We start from the raw sequence: 25,714 nt of genomic DNA on the forward strand, positions 1-25,714 counted from the left end.
CAATTACTTGATTTTCTCGGTAATGCCGTTAATGATTTTATTGATTTGCATGGCTGCGGTTACGGTACCGTCATGGAAAGTTGCCTCTCCACCCGCCAGTTCAAATTTACCCACCCGCTTCAGTTCCTCTACCAGCGTATCACCCGTTACAGGTTTACCCGCATCTTCCAGGCCTTTGGCCAGATAACCAAACAGCAGCCCGCCGTTGTAATAATTGAGGCCATAAGTGGTTGGTTCGGTTTTGAACTTTTCGCGCCAGCTGTCCACAAAGCGCTTCATGATAGGCTGATCCGATTTCCAGTCAGCGCCCTGGCTGGTAAAAATAAGACCTTCACTTTCAGGCAGTTTCGAGATTGAAGGGAAATTTGCTGCACCATAGGTTAGTAGCTGCTGCTTGATGCCACCATCACGCACCTGCTTGATAATATGACCAATCTGCGAAATATTGGGGCTTGCGATATAAATGGCATCGGGCTGGTCATTACGCAATCTTGCAATAATAGAAGAAAACTGCTGCAAATCCGGTGGTACGCTGTATGCAGAAGTAACGCTACCGCCATTTGTTGGCAAACCGGTTTTCAGCTCTTGAAAAATCCCCTGCCCCAATGCGTCATCAACATAAATGACCGATATTTTCTTGATGTTTTGCTCACCCAGCCATGGAATCAGGAATTTCACTTCCTGGTTAGCCAAAGGAATAATGTTCCAGAAATAGGGCGACAACGAAGCCAGATCTGGTCCCACCGCACCACCGTTGATCATCATGGTTTTGGCCCGCTGGCCAATCGGTGCGGCTGCCTTGGATACGCCGGTAAAACCCACCAACGTATAAACAGCCTTGTCGACACTGGTCAGACGGCTCATGCCAATAGCACCACCCTGTGGTGTGCCAAGACTGTCTGCACTTTTGATTTCAACATTACCCTTAAGCAAATTGTCTTCTTTGATATGATCAAAAGCCAGTTGCACGGCATTGGTATAAATCCCGCCTGCCTCGGCATTGGCGCCTGACATCGGGAACAGCGTCCCAACAACGTAAGGCCCTGACTGGGCACTGGCATTCATTGACACTGCGGCCATTAGGGCCAGGCCTGACACAAAAGAAGTGATTTTCCTGAGTTTGTACATATAGATGTCTCCGTTTTATTAATCGCTTGCTACGAACTGTTTTTTAAAAAGAAAGCTTTGCTTCTGTCCTTTCCTGTAAATACTCCCTGCTTACCCCAGGTGCCATATCCACCACCTGGAAACCGGTTGCAGTAATATCCAGCACGGCCAGATTGGTATACACCCGTGATACCGCATCACTGGCGGTCAAGGGATAAGAACACTTACTCATCAGGCGGGGTTTACCGTCTTTGGTGGTGTGCTCCATTAACACCCAAAGCCTTTTAGCACCCACCGCCAGATCCATTGCACCGCCTACGGCAGGTGCGGTATCTGTTTCTGACAGCGCCCAGTTGGCAATATCACCGCTGCTACTCACATCGTAAGCACCCAGCACGCACAAATCCAAATGCCCGCCACGAATCATGGCGAAGCTATCGGCATGATGCACATAAGACCCCCCTTGTTTCAGGGTAATGTATTGCTTGCCGGCGTTAATCAGCCATGGCTCAATCTCATTTTCCTGTGGTGTCGGGCCTATGCCGATCACACCGTTTTCTGCGTGAAATATGACTTCTTTATCATCTCCCACGTAATTGGCCACCAGGGTTGGGATACCAATACCCAGATTGACAAACCACCCGTCATTAATATCCTGTGCCAAGCGCTCTGCCATTTGATTGCGGGTCCAGGGTTTCACTGTTTCATTCAATTCTTTATCTGTTACTGTCGACATTATTTTTCTCCTAGAGCTGGGGTGATCCATATGGAAGGTGTACTACGCGATCCACAAAAACACCGGGTGTCACCACGGACTCCGGGTCCAGTTCACCCAACTCTGCTGTGTGCTGGGTCTGGGCAATCGTTAGTTTGGCGGCCATCGCACAAACCGGATTGAAATTTCTGCCCGACTGTTTATAAGTCAGGTTCCCCCAGCGATCCGCCTGCCATGCCTCAATCAGCGCTACATCACCATGCAGGGCTTCTTCCAGCACATATTTGCGTCCATGATATTCACGCACTTCCTTGTTATTGCTTAACAGGGTATCCACACCGGTTGGCGTGAAAAAAGCGGGTATGCCGGCACCGGCGGCACGCATGCGCTCTGCCAGGGTTCCCTGTGGCACCAGCTCCAGTTCAATTTTTCCTGCTTTATACATATTTTCAAAAATGGTGGAGCCTGCAATCCTTGGAAAACTGCAAATCAAACGACGCACCCGACCAGCCTCTAGCAGACGGGCCAAACCAACCTTGCCATAACCGGCATTATTCGCAACAACCGTCAGATCTTTTGCTCCCTGCTCAATCAAACCTTCAATAAGATGAACCGATTGACCAACCGCACCAAACCCGCCCAATAGGACAGTTGAACCATCCTGGACACCTTCCAGCGCTTCTGCTACTGAGTTAACAAACTTTGAAATCATAAATTACCTGATATTTTGATTTTCAAGGACAGGCTGTACAAGCAACAAGCAAAATGTTTGTATGCCAGACATTTGTCCGAATTATAAATAAAAAAAATATAAAATTGATCTATGGTTTGTACTAATAGTACAAACCACTTGATCTATCTTTAGTCAAATTTGGAAGACCGGGGGGCTGACCCTGTGAATCCTTCATTGACTGGACTATAAAAATAAAACGTTATTTTTCTGGATTTGAACTTCCAGACCCCGTTTTCCCTAACCATCACATCATCATAATGGCCTGCCGAGGTATAAGACACACCGTTAGAAATGGAAATATATTCCATGGAAATACGGCCTGTGGCCGTATCGCCATCAATATTTACCGTGCCATTGGTACAAAAGTGCCAAAACTGTTCTGCCACTTTAGGCACATCCTGTGAGAAAAACGTCATGATTTCCTCATGGCCAGACACTTTGGACAACCCTTCAAAAACCCCGTCTTTGGTAAATAGGTTTACAAAGTCTTCCCATTGCATATCATCCAGCAAGTGGCAATACGTCGCCCTTAACCTGATAATCTCCAGCTCATCTTCCACTTTTTGCAAACGTTGTTCCAACGATAATGTCATTTCTTCCTCTCTAATTAAGCAATTACTTTGGCAACACCTGATTCAACCCGGTTGATCTGGATTGGCATGATTGACGTTGCATTATCACTGAACTCAATATCACCCCCGGCAAATTGGAAACTGCGCACTTCACGCAATGCAGCCAGAAGCGTATCGCCATTAACCGGCTCGCCTTTTTTCTCAAGATGTTCAAGCAGATAAGCAAAAAGCAGGGTGCCGTTATAGTAATTCTGGGCATAGCTGGTTGGGTCAGATTTATATTTTTCACGCCATTCATTAATAAATCTGGCCGTCAGTTTATCGCTTAAGGTCAGGTCATTACGCTGGGTTGTAAAAATCAGCCCTTCCGCTTCTGGCAGGTTGGCCACTGAAGGCAGGCTGCCAATTGAATAGGTCATTAACAGCTGCTTCAGCCCGGCATCCCTGAGCTGCTTGATAATTTGCAGTTGCTGTGAACCGTAGCTCGCAAAATAAACGACTTCGGCATCGGTATTGCGAATTCTTGCCGCAATCGCGGAAAACTGCTCCATACCAGGCGGCACGCTATAAGAACCCACCAGCTCGCCATCAATTTTTGGCAGTTCCGCTTTCAATTGCTTTAATACCGCTGCCCCCAGGGGGTCATCAATATAAACCAGTGCTACTTTCTTTTTGCCCTGGGTTTTCAACCATTGAATGGCAGGTGGGATTTCCTGGTCAGCCAAAGGAATGATATTCCAGAAATAAGGTGACAACTCACCCAGTTCCGGGCTAACCCCGCCGCCATTCATCATAATGACTTTCTGGCGGATACCAATAGGCGCCGCCGCTTTTGAAACACCGGTCACGCCAAGCAATACATATTGGGCATGATCCACGTTCACCAGACGCGACATCCCTACTGCCCCACCCTGAGGGGTTGCCAGACTGTCCTGTGCCTTCAGCTCAATAGGACGCGACAACCTGTTATCCTGTTTGATATGTTCCAGTGCCAGCGTCACACCATTCATAAACACGGCACCCAACTCTGCCACAGAACCCGACATAGGAAAGAGCGTACCCAAACGGTAGGCTTCTTTACTTTGTGCAAAAACATTAAAGGAAGGCGCAACGGCCAATGCAGCACCGGCTTTTAAAAGATCACGTCTGGTAATTGCCATTTTTTGTCTCCTGTCACTCTTCTATTGAAAGTGGATTGAATTTGATTTTTTATCGCTTTTTAAAATGGTGACGGCTCAAAGCTGAAACCATTTCCATCTCTTCTGATATACCCGCAATAAGGATCACCAAAATGCACGGGCAATATCAGTGAGTTGCTGTCAGCGGCTTTATTAAGAAATTCATAACGGGTATTGCGGGCCACATCCGGGTAAATGCAATAACCTGAATTGATTTCCGGCATCACGATCTGCATGGGGCTATGGAAAATATCACCACTGAAAACTGCCTCTTCACCCTGTGAACGAATCCGGAAGGCAACTTGACCCGGACTGTGCCCGGCTGCGTCTTCCACCTGCAGGCAATCGGCAATTTCCATGCCGGGCCGTATCATGACGGCCAGGCCTTCATTAACAACAGGCATGACACTATCGTGAAAAGATTCACCGAACACATCTATTTTTTCTTCTTTATTCTTACCTTGCTCACAGAATTTGAAGTCCAGTTCGGGAATGTAATATTTTGCATTCGGAAAGGTCGGGGTCCAACGGTTATCGACCCAGCGCGTATTCCATCCCACATGATCGGAATGCAAATGCGTTAACACCACATGCGTCACCTTCTCTGGTGGTGCACCGGCCGCTTCCAGCCACTCCAGAATCAGGTTATTCAGCATGTGCATGCGCGGAATATCCTGGCGATTCTTGAAGTTGCCCACGCCCGTATCCACCACGATAATATTGGAGCCGGCATGCACCACCCACAACTGGATGGTCACAATCAGCTTGTTCATATGTGGAATCCAGTGATTGGGGGCCATCCAGCTTTCATTTTCTTCCAGGGCGTGCTGATCCATTTCAGGAAGCAGGAACCTGGGGTCATGTGAAGGAGCGGAATACTCCTGGATTCGGGTTACCCGTACATCACCAATTTGTTTGATTTGCATTGTCTATCCTTGAGAATGGAATAATTTTTATTATTTATTTGATGGAGCTGGGGTGTTTGGCCAAAGGCACTACCTTGATGGAAAAATACGGGAACATGGGTAACGATGACAGCAAGTCATGCAGCTCATCGTTACTTTCACAGTCAAAAATGGAAATATTGGCAGGACGGCCTGCAACACGCCATAAATGTACAAACTTGCCCGATTTCTGCATTTCAATGGCACGGTTTTTTTCTGCCTCACGCAGCTTTGCCAGCTCGGCCGGATCTATATCGGCAGGAACGTTTACATCCATCATTACGCAATAAAGCATTTCATATCTCCTAGAAAATTGGTATATAATTTGTTCGTTATGCAAACTTTTGTTTGTATTATAGATAAACCTCTTGTTTTGTCAATTATATTTTTCCCTTAATACACGAGAAATAAATACCGCCATACAATGTTGTTTATCTGTATTTCACCAAGATGAAACTTGTCATAAAAGGAGACGACAATGCGTTGGAAAAACAGGCCGGATGGTTCTAACTGGGGAGATTACGGGCCAGACGATCAACTGGGCAGACTGAATTTATTAACCGAGGAAGTAGTATTAAAGGCAGCGGCAGAAATAAAAACAGGAAAAACCTTTTGCCTGTCCCTGCCACTGGATTACCCGGGTGGCAATGTACTTAACCCCCGCCGTACCCCCCCACAACTGCAACCAACTGAACGGGAAGGCCATCCCTATTTCAACTTCCCCATGGCCATGCTGGTTCCCGGTGCGCATGATGTGCTTAGCGATGACAAGGTTACCCTTTGCCTGCAATACTCGTCGCAATGGGATAGCCTGAGCCATGTTGGCGCCCTTTTTGACGCTGATGGTGACGGTCACGCCGAACGGGTTTATTACAATGGTTTCAGGCCCAACCAGGATATCCAGGGCCCAGCCGACTACGATGAGCGCAATAATTTTGCCCAAAGCGATACCGGCCTTAAGCACTCTTCTGCCAAAGCACTGGATATTGCCAATTTTGCCGTTAAAGGCATCCAGGGCCGGGGGGTTATGGTGGACTTGGCTGCCCACTATGGCCGTGAGCCTAAAATCATTGGCTATGATGACTTAATGCGGGTAATGGAAAAAGATAATGTGTTGATAGAACAAGGTGATATTCTTGTATTACACACGGAGTTTGCCCAATACTTGCTGGAAGCCGGTAAAAACCCGGACCCCCATACGGTACATAATATATGCACCACTCTGAATGGGCAGGATGAAAAATTGCTGCAATGGATTACCGATTCTGGTATTGCCGCCATTGCGGCAGACAATTATGGTGTTGAGTACCCGGGAGGCTCTTTAACCGACCGGTGCTGCGCCCTGCTGCCATTGCACCATCACTGCATTTTCAAGCTGGGTATGCCTTTGGCCGAGTTATGGTACCTTAGCGACCTTGCAAAATGGCTAAGGGAAAACAAACGCTCACGTTTTATGTTAACCGCCCCCCCATTAAGGCTGCCGGGCGCAGTCGGCTCACCCGTGACCCCTATTGCCACGGTTTAATGCCATAAACAAGGTAATGGCGCGGCACGCCCGCCCCATTACCTTATATTTGCCGAACCCAGCACCATACTGATTTTTCTGGCTGCATCAAAAAGCACGGGCAGGAATTTTTTCTCCATTTGGCTAAGGGAAGTTCTGGCGGACAGGGTTACCACGTTAATCGCCGCAATCGCTTTCTGGTCGCGATCCAGAATGGGAACGGAAATGGAGCGCACCCCTATTTCCAGGCCACCATCATTGATGGCAAAACCGTTTTTGCGAATTTCGGCAATTTTTCGCCTGAATTTTTCTCTATCTGTAATGGTATTATCGGTATATTCTTTAAGTTCGGTTTTTTCCAGCCAGCGCTCAAACTCGTCGTCACTCATGCCTGCCAGCAATACCATGCCCATTGAGGTTGTATGGGCCGGCAAACGCGTACCTACTTCAATACTGTTGGAATAAACCCGGTCTTTTTCCACACGGGCAACATATACAATTTCGTCATTGTCCAGCACTGCCATTGAAGATGATTCTCCGAGGGTATCGGTTACTTTCTGGATAATGGAATAAGCCGCTTCGCCCAAGCCAAAGGTGGAAAGGTAATCGCTACTGAATTTCAGCACCTTGGGCGTTAACCAGAAAAACTTGCCATCGGAAGCCACAAAACCCAAAGTACATAATGTCAGCAAAAACCTTCTTGCGGTACCCCTGGTAAGATCTGTTCTGGCAGCGACCTGGGTCAGGGTCATTTTCTGGTGCCCCTTTTCAAAACAGCCAAGTACGTTTAACCCTCTTGCCAGTGAGTTAACAAAATCCGGCTCACTCATTTAAAATACCAATCCTGTAAAGTTATATAAATTACTGCTCCGCCCGTTTGAAACCAGGCAAGAGGCTGCTTTGCATCGCACAAACAACAACACGAATAATACATGAGTGAATTATAAGAAATTTGAAACTGTCTGTATCACAATTATTTATTCTTTCATTTTATACCACTGGGGGTAATACTCTTGCACAATTGAACCTGAAACATCCAGCGCATGACAGCCATTGACCGATAAAGGCCTGGCTGCTGGGTCTACCGGTATATTCCCTACTGTGGTCTGGATGGCAGCCGTTGCCATGGTACCAATTAGTTCGGTAATATGCGTACAGCCTTTGGTACCGCCAAACAATTCTGCCACCCGTGAACGGAAACCACCCTTGATTTGCACGCCCTTCAATTTGGCATACTCAGGGGCAATCCTTTCACAGACGGGTGAATAAGGGGTAGAGTGCGACATAGCCTCTGCGTCCACAATAGTCAGGGAGTTATCAATCGTGATACGCAGGGTCATTTCATGAATGGGTTTGTTGGCCGGATGCACATGGCTAACCAGTTTATGGTCATGCGTTTTGACATCCTTGATATAGCCTTCTATATCCCATAAGCCATCCTGTCTCTTGTAACCCTCTATCAGAATTTGTCTCGTATGCGTTTTTGTCCGCTCAACCTTGGGCTCTGAAAATAATGCAGTCATATGATTTTCTTTGGAATTAGGAAAAATAAAAATGTGATTCAGACATAGCGTATGTAATGTTAGCGCTTGCTATTTGTCCGAACAACAAACATTTGTTCGTATTATAAAAAATACACCCGTAATGTCAATACAAATCTACAATCTGCATTATTGCAAACCAACGAATACCAAATTTCATATAAAAACCATAAGCACAAAAAAAGGGGGACTTCTAAAGCCCCCCTTTTACTTCTCCTGACACTTACAGGCCTTCTTCCGCTGTTTCACCCTGACGGTAAGTTTCATACACAATGACCGGAATCTTCAGGTCAGCCAGGTGCTTTTCAACTAATGGCTTGACTTCCGACCACTCAAGTCCACCCACACCGGTTGCCAGGCGAGGAATTGCCAGGCTTTCAATGCCTTCGGACTCTACAAAACGCGCCAGTTCTTTCAGGGCACGGCTTACGTTTTCCGTACTAGCCTTGCCAGGACGTGCTGCCGGACCTTCTCCCTGCATATTCTGCGTTAGCAGGTTAACAATGCGACGCACGCTGCCGTCTTCGTTAACACCACCCCATGCCCAGATTTCTCCGGGTTTGAGCGGGTGCACATGCGTTGACTGGCGGTAGTCGCGAACCAGTGACGGCCAACATTCGCGCAGGCTGCGAGCCAGACCGGTATCAAAATGCTCTAGTGGCGCAATGCCATGAGCGATTAACTGTGCCTTGCTTAACAGAATGTCACCTTCAACTTCACGGATCATAGATAGTTCCTTTTTTACTTCAGGTTATGGGGCTGATGCCTTGACCAACCCTTCACTATCAGTGTACTGATGAAGTTGTTTTTTATCTATGACGAAAATCAATGAGCTTGCTGGATGGAATTGGTTTTTTTCAGCTTGCTCAGTAGGTGACGGTAACAGTAATTGTGTTTTGTTAACACCAGCAGTGCTGAATGGACTGGGCGAGAGAAAAACACCGGTAATGACCGGTTTATTAAGTGAGCTTACATCGCGTCAGCGGGAATTGCTGTTAATGATTGCCCAAGGCTATTCCAACCAGGAAATAGCAATACAAAAAAATCTGGCGGTACAAACCGTCAAGAACCAGGCTTCAGCCATCTTCAAATTGCTGAATGCCAGAAACAGGATTGAGGCGATCTCAATCTACCGTTCAACAAACAGGCATAACGATCATTAACTGTGACCTGTTACCCTAATACTGCACATATTTACGACTACAAATACTTCACTTTACAGCCAGTAACCGCCAACATGCTGGCTGCTTTCTTCAACTTCGGCAATATTTTCTTTGGTGTCTTCAAACATTTCAACAAAAAAACGAACGGCTGAATAAACAGAAACAGCCACCGCGGCAAAGGGGGCAACGATACTTTCCAATCTAACCTCACGGGCTTCCTGCTTCATCAATTCACGCTTTACTTCATCTGACAATACGATTTGATTGCTGTAATTTCGCATAACAAACTCCTTTTTCATATTATGGAATATATTAGTATTATAGGGTAAACCCTAGAATATTGCAAGCAAACCCTTATAAACAATTGAATTATCTATATATTTTTTGTTTATAAAACCACGGATTCATGTTTTACCGGATTTTTTTAACGCGAAATCATATTGTTTTTTTTAATATCAGGTTTTTTAGGAGCCTGCCTGACTAAATTGCAAGCCATACGGCACATAAGTAACCATTTTGAAATGTTTTACTCATTGCCCACATTCACCGCAACCGCCCCCAAGGCACTCACCAGCACCTGCGGATCAATCTCAACCAAATACCCTCTTCTTCCCCCATTGATATAAATCAGTGGCAAATCAAGAATACTGGCTTCAACCCATACCGGCATTTGCTTGCGCGTCCCGAAGGGTGATGTACCCCCCACCTGATATCCCGAATGCCGCGAGGCGACATCAGGCCTGCAGGGTTGCATTTTTTTGGTCCCGATTTGCCGCGCCAGGTTTTTTAATGAAACCTCACGATCCCCATGCATCAGCACCACATGCGGTTTTGCCTGTTCGTCTTCCATGATCAGGGTTTTGATAACGGCATGTTCTGCCACCTTCAATTGCCTGGCCGATTCTGCCGTACCACCATGATCCACATACTCATAGGCATGTCCAACATGGGGAATCCCGTTTTTTTTCAGGAATTGGGTTGCGGGGGTTTCAGATACGTGTTTTGCTTTAGCCATATGATCAAGCTCTTGGATGATGTTGTGCATGCAGGGCTTTAAGCCGCTCACGGGCCACATGCGTGTAAATTTGGGTGGTGGAGATATCGGAATGCCCCAGCAACAGCTGCACCACCCGCAAGTCGGCGCCATGATTCAACAGGTGCGTGGCAAAGGCATGTCGCAGTACATGGGGTGACAGGGGGGCATTGATATCTGCCAGCAGGGCATATTTTTTGATCAATTGCCAAAAGGCCTGCCGACTCATGGCACAACCTCTTCGGGTCACAAACAGGTCATCGGATTGCCGGTTACCCAACAGCAGGCTGCGGCTGTTTTTCAGGTAGGCCTCAAGCCAATGCACGGCTTCCGCACCTAACGGTACCAGACGATCCTTGCCACCCTTACCCATTTCCACCCGCACGATGCCCTCGTTCAGGCTTAAATGCAGCACTTTAAGCGTGACCAACTCTGATACGCGCAGTCCGGTTGCATAAAGGGTTTCCAGCATGGCACGGTCACGCAGACCTCCCGGGGTATCAATATCGGGGGCTTCCAGCAACTCCATGACCTGGTTTTCGGTCAGGGTTTTAGGCGTCCGCGGGGGCTGTTTGGCAGACTGCAGGTCAAGACAAGGGTCTTTATGTATAAAACCCGCCCTAAGTGCCCAGGCAAAATATCGCTTGAGCGAGGCCAAACGGCGGTTTACCGTACTGGCCTTGCTACTGTCATATTTGCTGGCAAACCAATCCTGAATATCATTGCCATCGGCTTCAATTAATAATTTGGAGGGTTCCTGCCGGCCCAGATAGCGCTCGAACCCGTTCAGGTCCCTCCGGTAGGCGGCCAGGGTATTGGCCGACAGCCCGTCCTCCAGCCATATTGAATCGATAAATGCATCTATATCAGCCTGTTTCATGTTTTACTCACAGCCTTTAGAATTATTGAACATACCTGTCTGCAATGCAAAAGGCTTTACGGCCCCGTTCTGTTTTATGATATGACATTGTGCTATTTGGCACAAAACCCTTAACCATTTTTCATTGAAGCGTAGTGTATGCAGATTGCCTTTCTTGTTTTACCTGATTGTTTAATCGTTATTTTAGGCTGGATACTGTATAACAAACTACATTTTTCCAAAGAGTTTTTTTCAGGGCTTGAAAAACTGGTTTATTTCATTTTATTCCCTGCTTTGCTGGTTCGCTCTATTGCCAGTACCCCCATGTCACTGGCCACCACCGGTAATTTCCTGCTGGCAACCACTGCCCTGGCCATAGTGGGCAGTTTATGCGTATGGCTGGCCAAGCCGGTTCTAAAACCCCGCCCCATTGCCCTGGCGTCGGTGGGTCAATGTGCCTACCGTTTTAATACATATATAGGCTTGTCTTTGGCTCCATCACTGGCTGGTCAGGCCGGTCTGGCCAGTATGGCCGTGATTGTGGGGTTTGCCATTCCCCTTGTAAACATCCTGGCTGTCAAATCCCTGGCCAGCCACCAGGGCAGCAATCTGTTCAGGGAAATCCTTAAAAACCCACTGGTATTGGCGACTTTTGCCGGTCTTTTATTGAATTTCAGCGGTCTTTCCCTGCCTTCCGTTCTGGACACCACTCTTCTCAAGCTGGGTAACAGCTCCATCCCCTTGGGCTTGCTTTGCGTAGGCGCCAGCCTTTCATTGCAAGGCGGCAGCCGTGATGGCAAGCTGGTTGGCTGGATTCTGGCCATCCGCCTTGGCCTCATGCCCGTGTTTGCCATGCTTATTTCGATTGCACTGGGATTTTCGGTCATCGACACCCAAATGTTTGTGCTGTTTGCCTCACTGCCTACTGCATCGGCCGCCTTTATTCTGGCTACCCGCATGGGCGGTGACGGCCGTCTGGTGGCCTTTACCATTTCAGCAGGCACCATTCTTAGCGTCCTGACCATCCCATTCTGGGTCTATATTACCCAGCAACTGTTGAGTTAAAGCGGCACATGCCCTGAATAGAATTTCGCGTAATTTCCGTTTTGGCCTAAAAAACCGCATTATTTTGCCCGAAAAACGGAAATCCGCCTGTCAATCCTGAAAAACACCCCTGCCGGCAAAGACAATCATGAAAATGCATGAAGAAACGACACTGAACTGTTGTTTTTACACAATTTTTTATTTTTTCCTAGAATTTACTTTAACTGAATTTATAATAAAAGTATTAAAAAAACCACATTTTCAGGTCTTATGTCCAGCCAACATGACAATTTTATAACCGTTTATTTACCAGATGAAAGCGCTACCAATCGTCTGGCGCAACAGCTTTCGGCTTTAATAAGCACTGAAATATCAAATGGTTGCAAGCAAAAACAGCCCTCCCAAAAAGGGGGACGCATCCACTTGAAAGGAGACCTTGGTGCAGGAAAAACAAGTTTTGCAAGAGCTTTTTTAAAGGCAATGGGGGTAACCGGGCGCATCAAAAGCCCTACGTATACCCTGCTTGAAAGCTATAAAGTTTCTAGCTTATACTTGTATCACTTTGATTTTTATAGATTTAGTGACACAAACGAATGGCAAGATGCGGGCTTTCGTGAGAATTTACTTGAAGATGCCATCGTTCTTATCGAATGGGCCGAAAAAGCAGGTTCAAGCCTGCCCCCCCCAGATATTGAACTGTCACTCAACTACGCTTCCACTGGTCGCGATGCAAAAATACAAGCGTTTTCGGAAAAGGGTCAATCATGGATAAAACAGCTACAACAAATGGACATATAACCACCCGTCAAATGACGCGTCGTCGTATTTTGGGCACAGCTGCAACTCTGTTGTCACTTCCCGTCATTTCAAAAGTGGCCAAGGCAGCCAGCAGCCAAATTCTGGCCGTGCGTACATGGCCTGCCGACGAATACACGCGCGTAACCCTGGAATTGAACGCGCCCCTCAAGGCCGAGCACTTTACCCTGTCCAACCCCAATCGTCTGGTGGTAGACTTGCAGGGCCTTAGCATGAGCAGTGCCCTGAACTCGCTCATTTCCAAGATCAAACCCAATGATCCCTACATTTCTGCCGTGCGGGTCGCCCAAAACCGGGCCGATGTTGTCCGTATCGTCCTGGATTTAAAACAAACCATTGCGCCACAGGTTTTTACCCTCAAACCGGTTGGCGATTACCAATATCGTCTGGTTCTGGACTTATACCCCAAGGTAGCCAAAGATCCGTTACTGGCACTTAGCACCAACATGGCCGGCGACGACCCTTTGGCCAGCGTACTGGACCGGCTAGCCAAAAATCGCAGCAACGTCCCTGCACCATCCGTTAACGGGCAAGTGCAGCCCCGTACACCCGCCACCGGCGGAAACCGTAACACTGCCAATCGGCCCATTCTTATCGCCATAGACCCAGGTCATGGCGGCGAAGATCCGGGTGCCATCGGCGGCATGGGTACCAAAGAAAAAGATATCGTCCTGGCCATTGGCCGACGCTTGCGCAACCTTGTCAATGCACAACCCAATATGCGGGCCTATATGACACGTGATGCCGATTTTTTTGTGCCATTGCATGTTCGCGTTCAAAAAGCCCGCCGGGTTAAAGCCGATCTTTTCATCTCCATTCACGCCGATGCTTTCACCAACAAATCGGCTCGTGGAACCTCGGTCTTTGCCCTTTCCCGTGGCGGTGCATCCAGTGCCGCCGCCCGGTGGCTGGCCAAAAAAGAAAATGCGGCCGACCTGATCGGCGGGATTGATATTGGCGACCATGACAAAAACACCGCCAGTGTGTTACTGGACATGTCCACCACGGCACAAATTAAAGACTCTCTGAACATCGGTCATCGGGTACTTAATTCTTTGGCCGGGGTTAATGGCATCCAGAGCAGGCGCGTAGAACAGGCCGGTTTTGCCGTTTTAAGGGCTCCGGATATTCCATCCATCCTGGTTGAAACCGCGTTTATTTCCAATCCGCAAGAAGAACGTTTCCTAAGAAACACAAACAACCAGCAACAAATTGCCAGTGCAATTTTAAACGGTGTCAAAGGTTATTTTGCAACAAACCCACCTCTTGCCCGTATAGGCTAGACACAACGTTAGTTTTAAGGCAAAATAAAAATGCATGCGATAGTAGCGCATGCATTTTGCTGCAGTACCTTTACGGAGCCGTTTTTTCGGCTCCTTTTTTCATTTAGCTGAAATTTTCCTTTAGGCAACATGCCAAGACGCCATATTTCCCCCCTTCCCGATCAACTTATCAGCCAGATCGCAGCCGGTGAAGTGATCGAACGTCCTGCTTCGGTTCTTAAAGAACTACTTGAAAATGCCATCGACGCACAGGCGCGGGCGATTGAAATCCGCCTTGAAGGCGGGGGTATCAAACGTATTTGCATTATTGATGATGGCACTGGCATTCCCAAAGAAGAACTGCCTTTGGCACTCATGCGCCATGCCACTAGCAAAATCACCTCACTCGAAGAGCTGGAATCGGTCAACTCCATGGGTTTCCGCGGAGAAGCCCTGGCCTCGATTGCCTCGGTTTCCCGACTGCTTATTACCTCACGCACACAAGCCGATGATCACGCCTGGCAAATAGATGCGGCCCATAATGAAGTCACGCCGGCGGCAGGCGGCTATGGTACCACCATCGACATGCGTCAGCTGTTTGACCAGATTCCGGCCCGCCGTAAATTCCTGAAGTCGGAAACCACCGAGCTGGGACATTGCCTGGCGGCCATGGAAAGAATCGCCATGGCCTTTCCCGAAGTGGCTATTCGCCTGTTTCATAATGACAAGCCTTACCGGCAATGGGTAAGCACCGATTCTTTTCAGCGCATTCGCGATGTTTTAGGTGCCGAATTCATCGAAGCCGGGATTCCCTTAAATGCCGACGTTGGCCTGGCCAGCCTGCACGGGCTGATCACCCAACCCAATGCGGCTCGCAGCCGCGCCGATAAACAATACCTGTACGTTAACGGCCGCTATGTTCGCGACCGCACCGTGTCCCATGCCATTCGCACGGCTTATGCCGATGTCTTGCACGGTGACCGCCAACCGGCCTATGTGCTATTCCTGAATATAGACCCCAATACAGTCGATGTGAACGTTCACCCTGCCAAGCATGAAGTGCGGTTTCGCGATAGTGGCGCGGTTTACCGTTTTGTCTCGCAAACCGTTGCCGCCACACTAGCCAGTGCAGGCGGCCAGCAAGAGGCCATGAACCGGCTACCGGCCCAAATGCCCGCCGGGCTTGCACCTGCCCCTTTGCCAAACACAACCACTACGGGCAGTGGCAGCACCTCGCCTGCCAACCCGCCGTCGTCCAGCTTCAACCCCTATCAACGGCAGGCACCCTTGGGGCTAGACCATCAACAGGCCTGGACCCAAGCTTACCGCCCGCTAGAATCACCCACCCTGCCATCATCGCCTCACTTCAATGAACGCACACAAGAAGGCGATACGGCTGGCGCAGCGGGTACTGTTTTCAATAACCCCGCCTACCCGGCAAGCGCTTCGGGCAACCCACAGCCTTCCTCCCTGCCCGAACAGGATACGTTTCCATTGGGCATGGCCCTGGGGCAATTGCATGGCATTTATATCCTGGCCCAAAACTCCAGGGGGCTGGTACTGGTTGACATGCACGCCGCCCACGAGCGGGTGGTTTATGAAAAGCTGAAAACCGCCCTGGACAATCACAGCATGCCCAAACAAGACCTGCTGGTACCGGTGGTTTTTCATTGTTCAGAAAAAGAAGTAGGCTTGCTGGAAGAACACCAGGAAGCCTTGCAAACACTGGGGCTTAACCTGACCGCTGCCGGCCCCAGCGCCATTACCGTGCGTTCGGTGCCGGCTTTATTGGCCCATGGCGATATCGAATCACTGGTGCTTCATGTTTTAAAAGACCTAAGCCAGGCCGGTATGTCCAGACACCTGACCGAACAGCGCAATGAGCTGCTGTCCACCATGGCCTGTCACGGTTCCGTCAGGGCCAATCGCCGCCTGAGCATAGAAGAAATGAATGCCCTGCTGCGTCAAATGGAACAGACCGAAAGAGCCAACCAATGCAATCACGGCCGCCCTACCTGGTTTCAATGGACCATGAACGACCTTGATAAACTGTTCATGCGCGGCCAATAAAGCGGCAGAAAACGCTTAAGTTCCCAATCATCAAGCGTCAGGTAATGCTAAACTACGCAATGAACAGGCAGCACACACACTGCCTGTTCTTTTTTGTGTTTTTTCTTTCTTAACAGGCTCTTGCCACCCATCCAATACCATGCCAACTCCGGACAACAGGCATCAAGCCATTATTTGCATTGCAGGCCCTACCGCATCGGGCAAAAGCGCCAGTGTACTGGCCATTGCCCAACGCTGGCCCATTGAAATCATCAATGTAGATTCAGCCACCATTTATAAAGGCATGGATATTGGCACGGCCAAGCCATCCAAAGCAGAACAGGCGCAAACGCCCCAGCACCTGCTGGACATACGGGATCCGGCACAAACCTATAGCGCCGCTGAATTCACCCGGGATGCCGCCAGGCTGATTATTGCCATTCAAGCCCGGGGCCGGATTCCTGTCCTGGCCGGCGGCACCATGATGTATTACAAGGCGCTGCGCGAAGGACTGAATGAACTACCCGCCGCCTGTACACAGATTCGCCAGGAACTGGATGATTTTGCCCACCAGCATGGCTGGCCTGCCTTGCACGCGGAACTGGCCAAGGTTGATCCGGTTACCGCTGCCCGCCTGGCGCCCAATGACAGCCAACGGGTCCAGCGCGCCATGGAAATTTATCGCATTTCCGGTAAACCCATGTCTGCTTTCCTAGAGCAACCCGCTGAAAAAGCAGGTGAGTTCCCCTACCGCACCATTAGCCTTGAACCCGAAAACCGCCTGGACTTGCATGCCCGCATTGCCTTGCGCTTTGATCAGATGCTTGAAAAGGGGTTTGTTCAGGAAGTTAAACAACTGAAACAACGCCCCGATCTGCACGCCGACCTGCCTTCCATCCGTTGCGTGGGATACCGGCAAATATGGACGCATTTGAATGGCGAGTATGATTTGCCAGCGGCCCGTGAAAAAGCCATTGCCGCCACGCGCCAGCTAGCCAAACGCCAGATTACCTGGTTACGCGCCCAACCCGACAGGGCTCGGATAGACTGCATGGCCAATAATGTAGTAGAACAGGTCATTGACGCCATTGCCCCTGACATGGATGCCGCTTTGCAGTCGATCAGCCAAAAATAAAGGCCTGCAACAGCAAGCCTTTATTTATATTTTTAAACTTAAACAACTACCGTCTGTTCCGTGCCTTCTTCGTGCTGAACAATGTCACCCAGCTGGTAAACGGTTTCGCCCTGTTCTTGCAAGGTTGCGGTAATGTCCGCGGCCTGGCTGGCAGAAACCACCAGCACCATGCCAATACCGCAGTTAAAGACACGATGCATTTCGGTATCTTCTACATTGCCCTCTTTTTGCAGCCACTTGAACAGTTCGGGCAATTCCCAGGCGTCTTTGCTTAACCGTGCCGCCAGGCCAGGTTGCAAAATACGGGGCACGTTGTCTAACAGACCACCGCCAGTAATATGGGCCAGGCCTTTGATATCTGTGCCATGCTTGGCCAACGCGGCCAACACCTGTTTAACGTAAATACGGGTGGGCGCCATAACAACGTCTACCAAAGGCTGGCCATGGAAATCGTCATTAGGCTGCGCACCGGCACGTTCAATAATTTTACGGATGAGTGAAAACCCGTTGGAATGCGCACCGCTTGATGCCAGACCCAGAATACGGTCACCGGCCTGAATGGATTTGCCATTGATAATCTTGGATTTTTCTACCGCGCCAACGGCAAAACCGGCCAGATCATATTCACCATCCGGGTACATGCCGGGCATTTCGGCGGTTTCACCACCAATAAGGGCGCAACCGGAAAGCTCACAGCCTTTGGCAATACCACCCACCACGCTGGCCGCAGTATCTACCGCCAGTTTTCCGCAGGCAAAGTAGTCAAGAAAAAACAGTGGCTCTGCCCCTTGCACCAGGATATCGTTTACACTCATGGCCACCAGGTCGATACCTACCGTATCATGGCGGTTCCATTCAAATGCAAGACGCAATTTGGTGCCTACACCATCGGTGCCTGAAACAAGAACGGGTTCCTTGTATTTTTTTGGTACTTCAAACAAAGCTCCAAAACCGCCGATCCCGGCCATTACGCCTTCGCGCATGGTTTTGGCTGCCAAAGGCTTGATGCGGTCCACCAATGCGTCGCCAGCATCAATATCCACACCTGCATCACGATAGGTCAAAGAGGATTTTGTTGAATTTGTCATGAGAAACGAGCCTAAATATGTAAAAATGTCATAAATCAAATGGAGTAAACGCAATTTTACGATGAATGAGAAAAATTTACGCAGAAATCAGACACTTTTGTGGTCAGGAGTTGGAATTTGCCTGCTAATTCTGCTTTATATCCTGTCTCCGGTGCTTACTCCGTTCATGCTGGCACTGGCGTTAGCCTATATTTTAGCGCCCGGCGTCGATTTACTGGTCCGTTTGCATCTGCCACGCTGGCTAGCCGTTTCCCTCATGGTGTTTTTGCTATTTGCCGTCATTTTGGGGGTCATGCTCATTATTATTCCGCTGCTGCGCAGGGAAATCAATCTGGTCCTGGAACAATTGCCGTTGTGGGTCCTTCAATATAATACCCTGCTGGCCCCCAACATTGATGAATGGCTTGGCGTAGACAGCAAACTGGATATTTCCCGCATCCGCCTGCTCTTGCAAGATGCCGTCACCGGCACCGACAGCCTTGTCACCACCACCATCAACTATCTTAAAGCCAGCGGCTCCACCCTGGTTTTCTATATTGCCAGTGGCCTGTTAACACCGGTGGTGCTGGTTTACTTACTGTTCGACTGGCACACTTTTCTTAACCGCTTCAGTGAAATCATTCCACGCCGTTTTCTAAATACCACGCTTGATATTGGCAATGAAATAGACAAACTGCTGTCCAGTTTCCTGCGCGGGCAAATTCTGGTCATGCTAATTCTGGCCATTTATTACAGCGCCGGATTATCCATTGCCGACTTTGACAGTGCTATTCCCATTGGCGTCATTACCGGTTTACTGGTTTTTATCCCTTATTTAGGCTTCGGGCTGGGTTTATTGCTCGCAATCCTCTCTGCTCTATTACAATTCGATGGTTACTACGGTCTTATTGCCGTTGCCATTGTTTTCGGCATAGGCCAGGTTTTTGAAAGTTTATATTTAACACCCAAAATTATGGGTGACCGGATTGGCTTGCATCCGCTGGTCATCATTTTTGCCCTGTTCGTTTTTGGCGAAATTTTTGGTTTTTTTGGCGTTCTGCTTGCCTTGCCAATCAGTGCAGCCCTGTCGGTCTTGATCCGTCGCGTTTATGGTCAATACCTGAATAGTACTTTTTATACAAATGAATGAACAATTAACGCTTGAAGTATCCCCGGTTCCCGAGCCAACCCTTGATAATTTCATTGCAGGGCAAAATGCCGAAGCCATTAACACACTGCGCACCATCCTGCCGGGGCAGGCTGTGTACCTGTGGGGAAGCCCGGGGTGTGGTAAGAGCCATTTACTCAAGGCCATGGCAGCCTGCCACCAGGGCGCTTATTTCAATCATGAAAGCCAGCCTTTTCTGGCCTCTGTTACATTCCAGAACACGCCACGCCTGGTGGCCATTGATGACATCCAGAATTTAAGCGAAGACCAGCAGGCCGAACTGTTCAGCCTGTACAACGAATGGAAACTGCGCAAGAACACCTCCGAGGCTTTCATACTGCTGGTGTCGGGCGATGTTTCTCCGCTAGCCATGCCTTTGCGTGAAGACCTGCGAACCCGGCTTGGCTGGGAACTGGTCTACCGGCTTGAACAACTTAGTGATGAGCAGCGCCTTACCGCCTTGCAAAACCGGGCACGTGATAAAGGCCTGCAATTAAGCCATGAAGTCACGCACTGGATTTTTACCCATTATTCGCGTGATATTGCCGCCCTGTTCAACCTGCTCGATGCGCTGGACGCCTATTCATTGTCTACCCGACGCCCCATTACTGTTCCTTTACTCAAGGCTTTTTTCATTAAAACAAAATCATGACCTCTACAAACCTGGCTCTTTTCGATCTTGACCATACTTTGCTGCCCATCGACACCGATCGTGAATGGGTTGACTTTTTAGCCCGCAACAACCTGGCCGGCGACCCTGAAGCCATCCGGCAAAAAAACCAGGAGCTAATGGATAAATACACGGCGGGTATCCTCAAAATAGAAGAATCAGCCGAATTCATGCTGGGTTTCCTTAAAATGCACAGCCCCTATGAGCTGGCTCATTTTCATGAAAAGTTCATGTGTGAAGTGGTGCGACCAGCTATTCAGGCCAGTGCCATCGACCTGGTTCGCCAGCATCAGCAAAACGGTGACCTGTGCTGTATTGTCACTGCCACCAACACGTTTGTCACCGCACCAGTGGCCCGTGCCTTTGGCATAGAGCATCTCATTGGCACCTTGCCCGAATATATCAACGGCCGTTTTACCGGACGTGTGCAAGGCCTTCCCAGTTACCAGGAAGGCAAGGTAACCCGCGTTAATATGTGGCTAAGCGCCATGGGCAAGCAACTGGGTGATTTTGCCGAAACCTATTTTTACAGTGACTCGCAAAATGACCTGCCACTGCTTGAAGTCGTCAGCCACCCGGTGGCCACCAACCCCAACGAATCACTACGTAAAACAGCGCATGAAAATGGTTGGCCAGTTCTTGATCTATTTGCATTAAAATAACAACATCTTCATTAAGCCCGTTCCTATGATCAAAAGCACTATTAAAAGCTTCGTTAACCGCCTGTTCAACCCGCCGGCCAGCGACACAAAAAAAACCAAAGCCCGGGTTTACCACCAGGAACAGCACGGCATCGATCGCCGGCTGGTTTCCCGCAACGCCGTCAAGGTTTGCGAAGTGTTAAACCAAAAAGGATTCCAGGCCTTTGTCGTGGGCGGGGCCGTGCGCGACCTTATCCTGGGCCTGGAGCCCAAGGATTTTGATGTCGCCACCAATGCCACCCCCGAAGAGGTACGCGCCTCTTTTCGCCGGGCCCGCATTATTGGCCGGCGCTTTCAGCTCGTACACGTGGTTTTCGGGCCCGAAATCATTGAAACCTCAACGTTCAGGGCCAATAGCAATGGCCAGAACAAAACCGATGAACACGGCCGCATCCTGAACGACAACGTCTTTGGCACCCAGGAAGAAGATGCCGCCCGCCGCGACTTCACCCTTAATGCCCTGTATTACGACCCGCTTACCGAAGAAGTGATTGACTACCACAACGGTCTGTCAGACCTGCGCAAGCATATCGTACGCATTATTGGCGACGCTGAAACCCGTTACCGTGAAGACCCGGTCCGCATGTTGCGGGCAGTTCGCTTTGCCGCCAAACTAAACGGCACCATCGACCCCCGTACCAAGGAGCCCATCAAGCAGCTGGCCGAGCTCATCTCCAACGTGCCCGACTCGCGCCTGTTTGACGAAACGCTTAAACTCATGACTTGCGGCAACGCCCTGGCCTGCCTGAAGCAACTTCGCGAAGAAGGCTTGCACGAAGGAACCCTTCCCTTGCTGGATGTGGTCTTAAAGCAGCCGGGCGGCCAGAAGTTTGTAGAGCTCACGCTTGACCGTACCGATCACCGAATCCGTTTGGGCAAGTCGGTCAGCCCCAGCTTTTTATACGCTGCCCTCTTATGGCGCCTGGTGGATGTGTACTGGAAACGCAATATTGCCCAAAAAGAGCCGCCCATGCAGGCACTTATCCATGCGGCCGACCAGGTGCTTGAAGAACAGGTTCACAAGCTGGCCATCCAACGCCGCCATAGCACCGACATGCGCGAAATCTGGTTCATGCAACCCCGTTTCGAGCGCCCCATTCCGCGTCAAATCTGGAAAATGACCGAACAGCCCCGTTTCCGGGCCGCCTGTGATTTCCTGCAGTTACGTGCGGCCAGCGGGGAGTTTGATAGTGTTCAGGCACAATGGTGGATGGACCTGGCCGATACCGATCTGGCTGGTAAAACCCAGATGATTGATGAACTGGCGCAAAAACAAAAAGGCACACCAGGCGCAGCCAGCACCGTACGCAAACGTCGCAAGCGTCGCTCACCCGCCCGCCAGAAAGCCGCTTTACCGCAGCACGACAACTCATGAGCATCGCGTATATCGGCCTGGGTTCCAACCTGGGTGAAAGCCAAAATATTTTGCAACTGGCACTGGCCGATATTGCTGCCCATACAGCCATTCAAAAACTGGAATGCTCCCGTTTTTATCGCAGCAGCCCGGTTGATTCTTCAGGGCCCGACTATGTCAATGCCGTCGCACGGCTGGAAACCACACTGGCCTCGCTGGAACTGCTGCACTGGCTGCAAGAACTTGAAAACCGCTACGGGCGCGAACGCCCTTATGTAAATGCCCCCCGCACGCTTGATCTGGATATTCTGCTGTTTAACAATGAGATCAATCAATCAGCCGAACTGACCCTGCCGCATCCGCGCATACACGAACGGGCTTTTGTGCTCTTGCCCCTGCAGGAACTGTCTCCGGGACTTATCCTGGCCCAAGGCACCCTTGGCGGCTTATTGGAACAATGCAAAGACCAGGGCATTGAACTGCTTTAAACCTGAAATTATACGCCTGTCATTAGCAAGGCATACGGACCGTTGCAAAAACAGGAACGCCACATTAAGCGCATACAAAAAAACACCGGCGGGTAATGAAACCCGGCCGGTGTTTTTGTCTTCAATGACAGAAACGGCTTACAGCATTTCTACCGCAACCGGAATTTTACCGATTTTGGCTTGCCATTCTTTAGGACCTGTTTGATGCACGGAAGTGCCTTCAGAATCAACCGCAACCGTTACCGGCATATCCTTCACGTCAAACTCGTAAATGGCTTCCATACCCAGATCTTCGAAGCCCACTACTTTGGCGCCACGAATCGCTTTGGACACCAGATAAGCAGAACCGCCTACCGCCATTAAATAGGCAGACTTGTGCCGGCGGATGGACTCGATCGCGACAGGACCGCGCTCGGCCTTGCCAATCATGGAAATCAGGCCGGTTTTTTCCAGCATCATGTCGGTGAATTTATCCATGCGGGTGGCGGTGGTGGGACCTGCCGGGCCAACCACTTCGTCACGTACCGGATCAACCGGGCCCACATAATAAATAACGCGGTTGGTGAAATCAACCGGCAATTGTTCACCCTTGGCCAGCATGTCCTGGATGCGCTTGTGAGCGGCATCACGGCCGGTAAGCATTTTGCCAGACAACAACAGGGTTTGGCCGGGTTTCCAGCTGGCCACTTCCTCTTTGGTGAGCGTATCCAGGTTAACCTGTTTGGACTTGTTGTAATCGGGAGCCCAATGCACATCGGGCCAGTCTGACAAAGAAGGCGGTGTTAACACGGCAACGCCCGAACCATCCAGTATAAAGTGGGCATGACGGGTTGCCGCACAGTTTGGAATCATGGCAATGGGCTTGGAAGCCGCATGGGTTGGGTAAGTATTGATTTTAACATCAAGCACGGTTGTTAAACCACCCAGGCCCTGTGCGCCAATACCCAGTGCATTCACTTTTTCATACAGTTCAATACGCATTTCCTCGAGTTTGTTTTGCGGGCCACGGGCCAGCAACTCGTACATATCAATATCTTCCATCAGTGACTGCTTGGCCATGAGCATGGCTTTTTCGGCGGTACCGCCCACCCCAATACCCAGCATGCCCGGAGGACACCAGCCAGCCCCCATTTGCGGCACGGTGTTCAGGACCCAGTCAATAATAGAATCGCTGGGGTTAAGCATGGCAAACTTGGTTTTGTTTTCAGAGCCGCCACCTTTGGCTGCCACCTGCACATCCACCTTATCGCCAGGAACCAGTTCCACATGCAAAATACAGGGCGTATTATCTTTGGTATTCTTGCGCTCAAAAATGGGGTCTGCCAGCACAGAAGCACGCAGTTTGTTGTCGGGGTCGGTGTAACCACGGCGCACGCCTTCATCACAGGCTTCCTGCAAGGTTTGTTTCAGGTCAAACTTGACATCCATACCCACTTTCAGGAAAACGTTCACAATCCCGGTATCCTGACAAATGGGGCGATGCCCTTCTGCACACATGCGCGAGTTAGTCAGGATTTGTGCAATGGCATCTTTGGCTGCCGGACTTTCTTCACGCTCATAGGCGCGGGCCAGATGCTGAATATAGTCGGCGGGGTGGTAAAAACTGATGAACTGAATCGCATCCGCAATGGATTGGATCAAGTCCTCTTCTTTGATAATGGTAGTCATTGTTTGATCAACTTTTTCAAAAAACTAACGGTTAACAACTTTACTGTTTTATTTGCCTTTCCAGACCGGAGCCCGTTTTTCGGCGAATGCGGTAGCCCCTTCTTTGGCATCCTCAGAAGCAAAGATATGCGCCATGCGCGGCTGCTGCAGGGCAAACATGTCTTCCTGGCGCCAGTCTTGCGACTGCACCACAAGCTGTTTAACCGTGCGAACGGCCAAGGGACCATTGGCCGCAATCTTGTCAGCCAATTTTAGCGCAGCTTCCAGTGCTTTGCCCGGTTCTGTCAGTTGATTGACCAAACCAAGCTGCTGGGCACGCTGTGCGGGAATCATGTCGCCGGTTAATAAAATCTCCATGGCAACGTGGTAAGGCAACCTTTGCGGCAAGCGCAACATGCCCCCCGATCCGGGTACCAGACCGCGTTTTACTTCGGGAAGACCAAACTGGGCGTTGTCGGCGGCCACAATCAAATCGCAGGCCAGTGCCAGTTCGCAGCCGCCAGCCAGCGCATAACCTTCTACGGCGGCAATCAGGGGTTTTTGAGGTGGCGCTTCGCACAGGCCACCCAGGCCGCGGCCCGGCACCACAGCACGACGCTGGGTTTTGGCAAACTCCTTCAAATCCATGCCCGAGCAAAACGTATTGCCCTGCCCGGTAAGAATACCCACCGTCAGGTCGTTATTGGTGTCAAGCTGGTCCAGGGCGGCCGCCAGCGCAAAAGAAGTATCATACGTAAGGGCGTTACGGGCTTCGGGACGGTTGATGGTAATGACCAGTACGCGGCCAATAATTTCGGATTTTACTAATTCTGTCACTGTTGTCTCCTGTTTATTCGGGGTTAATTCGGGCATTTTACCCTTTCAAACGCTAATTTACCCCTAGAAGCACAACAAATACCCTAAAATCCAAGGTTTGGTTATTCATCCGATGCTAGAGTCGAAT

General features: G+C 49.7%; 28 protein-coding genes. 12 read left to right on the forward strand and 16 right to left on the reverse strand.

Annotated features, from left to right (window positions below; translation table 11 throughout):
• Positions 1-3: 3 nt before the first annotated feature.
• The 7 genes from JHL22_RS03280 to JHL22_RS03310 form a co-directional block, all read right to left on the reverse strand.
• The gene (locus JHL22_RS03280) at positions 4-1,128 is read right to left on the reverse strand and encodes an ABC transporter substrate-binding protein (protein WP_200233769.1); all 1,125 of its coding nucleotides are present in this window, start codon (positions 1,126-1,128) and stop codon (positions 4-6) included.
• A 43-nt stretch (positions 1,129-1,171) separates the two neighbouring features.
• On the reverse strand, positions 1,172-1,807 hold the full coding sequence (locus JHL22_RS03285; protein WP_329610634.1) for a 3-oxoacid CoA-transferase subunit B: 636 nt from the start codon (positions 1,805-1,807) through the stop codon (positions 1,172-1,174).
• A gap of 46 nt (positions 1,808-1,853) precedes the next feature.
• A complete protein-coding gene (locus JHL22_RS03290; RefSeq protein WP_200233773.1) occupies positions 1,854-2,534 on the reverse strand; it encodes a 3-oxoacid CoA-transferase subunit A in 681 nt (226 codons plus the stop codon).
• 149 nt (positions 2,535-2,683) lie between these two features.
• Positions 2,684-3,148, reverse strand: coding sequence for a nuclear transport factor 2 family protein (locus tag JHL22_RS03295; RefSeq protein WP_200233780.1), 465 nt, complete (start codon positions 3,146-3,148; stop codon positions 2,684-2,686).
• 14 nt (positions 3,149-3,162) lie between these two features.
• Positions 3,163-4,287, reverse strand: a complete 1,125-nt coding sequence (locus JHL22_RS03300) for an ABC transporter substrate-binding protein (protein WP_200233782.1) — start codon at positions 4,285-4,287, stop codon at positions 3,163-3,165.
• A gap of 59 nt (positions 4,288-4,346) precedes the next feature.
• The gene (locus JHL22_RS03305) at positions 4,347-5,231 is read right to left on the reverse strand and encodes an MBL fold metallo-hydrolase (protein ID WP_200233784.1); all 885 of its coding nucleotides are present in this window, start codon (positions 5,229-5,231) and stop codon (positions 4,347-4,349) included.
• 34 nt (positions 5,232-5,265) lie between these two features.
• Positions 5,266-5,544, reverse strand: a complete 279-nt coding sequence (locus tag JHL22_RS03310) for a muconolactone Delta-isomerase (RefSeq protein WP_200233786.1) — start codon at positions 5,542-5,544, stop codon at positions 5,266-5,268.
• A 183-nt stretch (positions 5,545-5,727) separates the two neighbouring features.
• Between JHL22_RS03310 and JHL22_RS03315 the strand changes: the two genes are divergently transcribed.
• On the forward strand, positions 5,728-6,774 hold the full coding sequence (locus JHL22_RS03315) for a cyclase family protein (protein WP_200233790.1): 1,047 nt from the start codon (positions 5,728-5,730) through the stop codon (positions 6,772-6,774).
• 38 nt (positions 6,775-6,812) lie between these two features.
• Here JHL22_RS03315 and JHL22_RS03320 read toward each other — a convergent pair whose 3' ends face one another.
• The 3 genes from JHL22_RS03320 to JHL22_RS03330 form a co-directional block, all read right to left on the reverse strand.
• Positions 6,813-7,583, reverse strand: a complete 771-nt coding sequence (locus JHL22_RS03320) for an IclR family transcriptional regulator domain-containing protein (RefSeq protein WP_200233792.1) — start codon at positions 7,581-7,583, stop codon at positions 6,813-6,815.
• Positions 7,584-7,730: 147 nt separating this feature from the next.
• Positions 7,731-8,276: a DUF2889 domain-containing protein gene (locus tag JHL22_RS03325; protein WP_200233794.1), complete on the reverse strand. Its 546-nt coding sequence runs from the start codon at positions 8,274-8,276 to the stop codon at positions 7,731-7,733.
• A 241-nt stretch (positions 8,277-8,517) separates the two neighbouring features.
• A complete protein-coding gene (locus tag JHL22_RS03330) occupies positions 8,518-9,021 on the reverse strand; it encodes a macro domain-containing protein (protein ID WP_200233798.1) in 504 nt (167 codons plus the stop codon).
• A 169-nt stretch (positions 9,022-9,190) separates the two neighbouring features.
• On the opposite strand from JHL22_RS03330, the gene JHL22_RS03335 reads away from it, so the two are divergent.
• Positions 9,191-9,457 carry a response regulator transcription factor gene (locus JHL22_RS03335; protein ID WP_234041089.1) on the forward strand — a complete coding sequence of 89 codons (267 nt, stop codon included), beginning with the start codon at positions 9,191-9,193 and terminating at the stop codon, positions 9,455-9,457.
• Between the two features lie 53 nt (positions 9,458-9,510).
• Here JHL22_RS03335 and JHL22_RS03340 read toward each other — a convergent pair whose 3' ends face one another.
• From JHL22_RS03340 to xerD, 3 genes are all read right to left on the reverse strand, one after another.
• Positions 9,511-9,738: a hypothetical protein gene (locus tag JHL22_RS03340; RefSeq protein ID WP_200233802.1), complete on the reverse strand. Its 228-nt coding sequence runs from the start codon at positions 9,736-9,738 to the stop codon at positions 9,511-9,513.
• Positions 9,739-9,983: 245 nt separating this feature from the next.
• Positions 9,984-10,472 carry a Cys-tRNA(Pro) deacylase gene (gene ybaK, locus JHL22_RS03345; RefSeq protein WP_200233805.1) on the reverse strand — a complete coding sequence of 163 codons (489 nt, stop codon included), beginning with the start codon at positions 10,470-10,472 and terminating at the stop codon, positions 9,984-9,986.
• Between the two features lie 4 nt (positions 10,473-10,476).
• A complete protein-coding gene (gene xerD, locus JHL22_RS03350; RefSeq protein ID WP_200233806.1) occupies positions 10,477-11,370 on the reverse strand; it encodes a site-specific tyrosine recombinase XerD in 894 nt (297 codons plus the stop codon).
• Positions 11,371-11,508: 138 nt separating this feature from the next.
• On the opposite strand from xerD, the gene JHL22_RS03355 reads away from it, so the two are divergent.
• The 5 genes from JHL22_RS03355 to miaA all read left to right on the forward strand — a co-directional run bounded on the left by JHL22_RS03355 (position 11,509) and on the right by miaA (position 17,655).
• Positions 11,509-12,414, forward strand: coding sequence for an AEC family transporter (locus JHL22_RS03355; protein ID WP_200233807.1), 906 nt, complete (start codon positions 11,509-11,511; stop codon positions 12,412-12,414).
• Positions 12,415-12,663: 249 nt separating this feature from the next.
• On the forward strand, positions 12,664-13,191 hold the full coding sequence (gene tsaE, locus JHL22_RS03360; protein ID WP_200233813.1) for a tRNA (adenosine(37)-N6)-threonylcarbamoyltransferase complex ATPase subunit type 1 TsaE: 528 nt from the start codon (positions 12,664-12,666) through the stop codon (positions 13,189-13,191).
• Positions 13,158-14,492: an N-acetylmuramoyl-L-alanine amidase gene (locus tag JHL22_RS03365; RefSeq protein WP_200233815.1), complete on the forward strand. Its 1,335-nt coding sequence runs from the start codon at positions 13,158-13,160 to the stop codon at positions 14,490-14,492. The genes tsaE and JHL22_RS03365 overlap by 34 nt, the downstream gene beginning before the upstream one ends.
• A gap of 129 nt (positions 14,493-14,621) precedes the next feature.
• Positions 14,622-16,541: a DNA mismatch repair endonuclease MutL gene (mutL, locus tag JHL22_RS03370; protein ID WP_200233817.1), complete on the forward strand. Its 1,920-nt coding sequence runs from the start codon at positions 14,622-14,624 to the stop codon at positions 16,539-16,541.
• A gap of 139 nt (positions 16,542-16,680) precedes the next feature.
• A complete protein-coding gene (gene miaA, locus JHL22_RS03375; protein ID WP_200233818.1) occupies positions 16,681-17,655 on the forward strand; it encodes a tRNA (adenosine(37)-N6)-dimethylallyltransferase MiaA in 975 nt (324 codons plus the stop codon).
• Positions 17,656-17,693: 38 nt separating this feature from the next.
• On the opposite strand, the gene purM is transcribed toward miaA, so the two are convergent.
• Positions 17,694-18,743 carry a phosphoribosylformylglycinamidine cyclo-ligase gene (gene purM / locus JHL22_RS03380; protein WP_200233820.1) on the reverse strand — a complete coding sequence of 350 codons (1,050 nt, stop codon included), beginning with the start codon at positions 18,741-18,743 and terminating at the stop codon, positions 17,694-17,696.
• A gap of 61 nt (positions 18,744-18,804) precedes the next feature.
• Between purM and JHL22_RS03385 the strand changes: the two genes are divergently transcribed.
• The 5 genes from JHL22_RS03385 to folK are packed head-to-tail and all read left to right on the forward strand — an operon-like array spanning position 18,805 to position 23,103.
• Positions 18,805-19,872, forward strand: a complete 1,068-nt coding sequence (locus tag JHL22_RS03385; RefSeq protein WP_200233821.1) for an AI-2E family transporter — start codon at positions 18,805-18,807, stop codon at positions 19,870-19,872.
• Positions 19,865-20,542, forward strand: a complete 678-nt coding sequence (gene hda / locus JHL22_RS03390; RefSeq protein ID WP_200233822.1) for a DnaA regulatory inactivator Hda — start codon at positions 19,865-19,867, stop codon at positions 20,540-20,542. Before JHL22_RS03385 ends, hda begins: the two co-directional genes overlap by 8 nt.
• Complete coding sequence (locus JHL22_RS03395; RefSeq protein WP_200233823.1) at positions 20,539-21,222, forward strand: HAD family hydrolase; 684 nt, start codon at positions 20,539-20,541, stop codon at positions 21,220-21,222. The genes hda and JHL22_RS03395 overlap by 4 nt, the downstream gene beginning before the upstream one ends.
• Positions 21,223-21,247: 25 nt before the next feature.
• Positions 21,248-22,636, forward strand: a complete 1,389-nt coding sequence (pcnB, locus tag JHL22_RS03400; RefSeq protein WP_200233828.1) for a polynucleotide adenylyltransferase PcnB — start codon at positions 21,248-21,250, stop codon at positions 22,634-22,636.
• A complete protein-coding gene (gene folK, locus JHL22_RS03405; RefSeq protein ID WP_200233830.1) occupies positions 22,633-23,103 on the forward strand; it encodes a 2-amino-4-hydroxy-6-hydroxymethyldihydropteridine diphosphokinase in 471 nt (156 codons plus the stop codon). Before pcnB ends, folK begins: the two co-directional genes overlap by 4 nt.
• Positions 23,104-23,241: 138 nt before the next feature.
• On the opposite strand, the gene JHL22_RS03410 is transcribed toward folK, so the two are convergent.
• On the reverse strand, positions 23,242-24,771 hold the full coding sequence (locus JHL22_RS03410) for a fumarate hydratase (protein ID WP_200233836.1): 1,530 nt from the start codon (positions 24,769-24,771) through the stop codon (positions 23,242-23,244).
• A gap of 48 nt (positions 24,772-24,819) precedes the next feature.
• Positions 24,820-25,587: a crotonase/enoyl-CoA hydratase family protein gene (locus JHL22_RS03415; protein ID WP_200233838.1), complete on the reverse strand. Its 768-nt coding sequence runs from the start codon at positions 25,585-25,587 to the stop codon at positions 24,820-24,822.
• Positions 25,588-25,714 lie beyond the last annotated feature (127 nt).

This window comes from Advenella mandrilli (assembly GCF_016595155.1).
In the GTDB taxonomy this organism is placed as follows: Bacteria; Pseudomonadota; Gammaproteobacteria; order Burkholderiales; family Burkholderiaceae_B; genus Advenella; species Advenella mandrilli.

What these genes read in the sequence shown, in the direction of transcription:
- JHL22_RS03410 (WP_200233836.1), bottom strand. Translation starts at nt 24,771, where the DNA reads ATGACTACCATTATCAAAGAAGAGGACTTGATCCAATCCATTGCGGAT.
- JHL22_RS03310 (WP_200233786.1), bottom strand. Translation starts at nt 5,544, where the DNA reads ATGCTTTATTGCGTAATGATGGATGTAAACGTTCCTGCCGATATAGAT.
- pcnB (WP_200233828.1), top strand. Translation starts at nt 21,248, where the DNA reads ATGATCAAAAGCACTATTAAAAGCTTCGTTAACCGCCTGTTCAACCCG.
- JHL22_RS03290 (WP_200233773.1), bottom strand. Translation starts at nt 2,534, where the DNA reads ATGATTTCAAAGTTTGTTAACTCAGTAGCAGAAGCGCTGGAAGGTGTC.
- JHL22_RS03300 (WP_200233782.1), bottom strand. Translation starts at nt 4,287, where the DNA reads ATGGCAATTACCAGACGTGATCTTTTAAAAGCCGGTGCTGCATTGGCC.
- hda (WP_200233822.1), top strand. Translation starts at nt 19,865, where the DNA reads ATGAATGAACAATTAACGCTTGAAGTATCCCCGGTTCCCGAGCCAACC.
- JHL22_RS03330 (WP_200233798.1), bottom strand. Translation starts at nt 9,021, where the DNA reads ATGATCCGTGAAGTTGAAGGTGACATTCTGTTAAGCAAGGCACAGTTA.
- JHL22_RS03315 (WP_200233790.1), top strand. Translation starts at nt 5,728, where the DNA reads ATGCGTTGGAAAAACAGGCCGGATGGTTCTAACTGGGGAGATTACGGG.
- JHL22_RS03355 (WP_200233807.1), top strand. Translation starts at nt 11,509, where the DNA reads ATGCAGATTGCCTTTCTTGTTTTACCTGATTGTTTAATCGTTATTTTA.
- JHL22_RS03320 (WP_200233792.1), bottom strand. Translation starts at nt 7,583, where the DNA reads ATGAGTGAGCCGGATTTTGTTAACTCACTGGCAAGAGGGTTAAACGTA.
- JHL22_RS03365 (WP_200233815.1), top strand. Translation starts at nt 13,158, where the DNA reads ATGGATAAAACAGCTACAACAAATGGACATATAACCACCCGTCAAATG.
- tsaE (WP_200233813.1), top strand. Translation starts at nt 12,664, where the DNA reads ATGTCCAGCCAACATGACAATTTTATAACCGTTTATTTACCAGATGAA.
- JHL22_RS03385 (WP_200233821.1), top strand. Translation starts at nt 18,805, where the DNA reads ATGAATGAGAAAAATTTACGCAGAAATCAGACACTTTTGTGGTCAGGA.
- miaA (WP_200233818.1), top strand. Translation starts at nt 16,681, where the DNA reads ATGCCAACTCCGGACAACAGGCATCAAGCCATTATTTGCATTGCAGGC.
- JHL22_RS03340 (WP_200233802.1), bottom strand. Translation starts at nt 9,738, where the DNA reads ATGCGAAATTACAGCAATCAAATCGTATTGTCAGATGAAGTAAAGCGT.
- xerD (WP_200233806.1), bottom strand. Translation starts at nt 11,370, where the DNA reads ATGAAACAGGCTGATATAGATGCATTTATCGATTCAATATGGCTGGAG.
- JHL22_RS03305 (WP_200233784.1), bottom strand. Translation starts at nt 5,231, where the DNA reads ATGCAAATCAAACAAATTGGTGATGTACGGGTAACCCGAATCCAGGAG.
- JHL22_RS03325 (WP_200233794.1), bottom strand. Translation starts at nt 8,276, where the DNA reads ATGACTGCATTATTTTCAGAGCCCAAGGTTGAGCGGACAAAAACGCAT.
- JHL22_RS03280 (WP_200233769.1), bottom strand. Translation starts at nt 1,128, where the DNA reads ATGTACAAACTCAGGAAAATCACTTCTTTTGTGTCAGGCCTGGCCCTA.
- JHL22_RS03395 (WP_200233823.1), top strand. Translation starts at nt 20,539, where the DNA reads ATGACCTCTACAAACCTGGCTCTTTTCGATCTTGACCATACTTTGCTG.
- folK (WP_200233830.1), top strand. Translation starts at nt 22,633, where the DNA reads ATGAGCATCGCGTATATCGGCCTGGGTTCCAACCTGGGTGAAAGCCAA.
- JHL22_RS03295 (WP_200233780.1), bottom strand. Translation starts at nt 3,148, where the DNA reads ATGACATTATCGTTGGAACAACGTTTGCAAAAAGTGGAAGATGAGCTG.
- mutL (WP_200233817.1), top strand. Translation starts at nt 14,622, where the DNA reads ATGCCAAGACGCCATATTTCCCCCCTTCCCGATCAACTTATCAGCCAG.
- purM (WP_200233820.1), bottom strand. Translation starts at nt 18,743, where the DNA reads ATGACAAATTCAACAAAATCCTCTTTGACCTATCGTGATGCAGGTGTG.
- ybaK (WP_200233805.1), bottom strand. Translation starts at nt 10,472, where the DNA reads ATGGCTAAAGCAAAACACGTATCTGAAACCCCCGCAACCCAATTCCTG.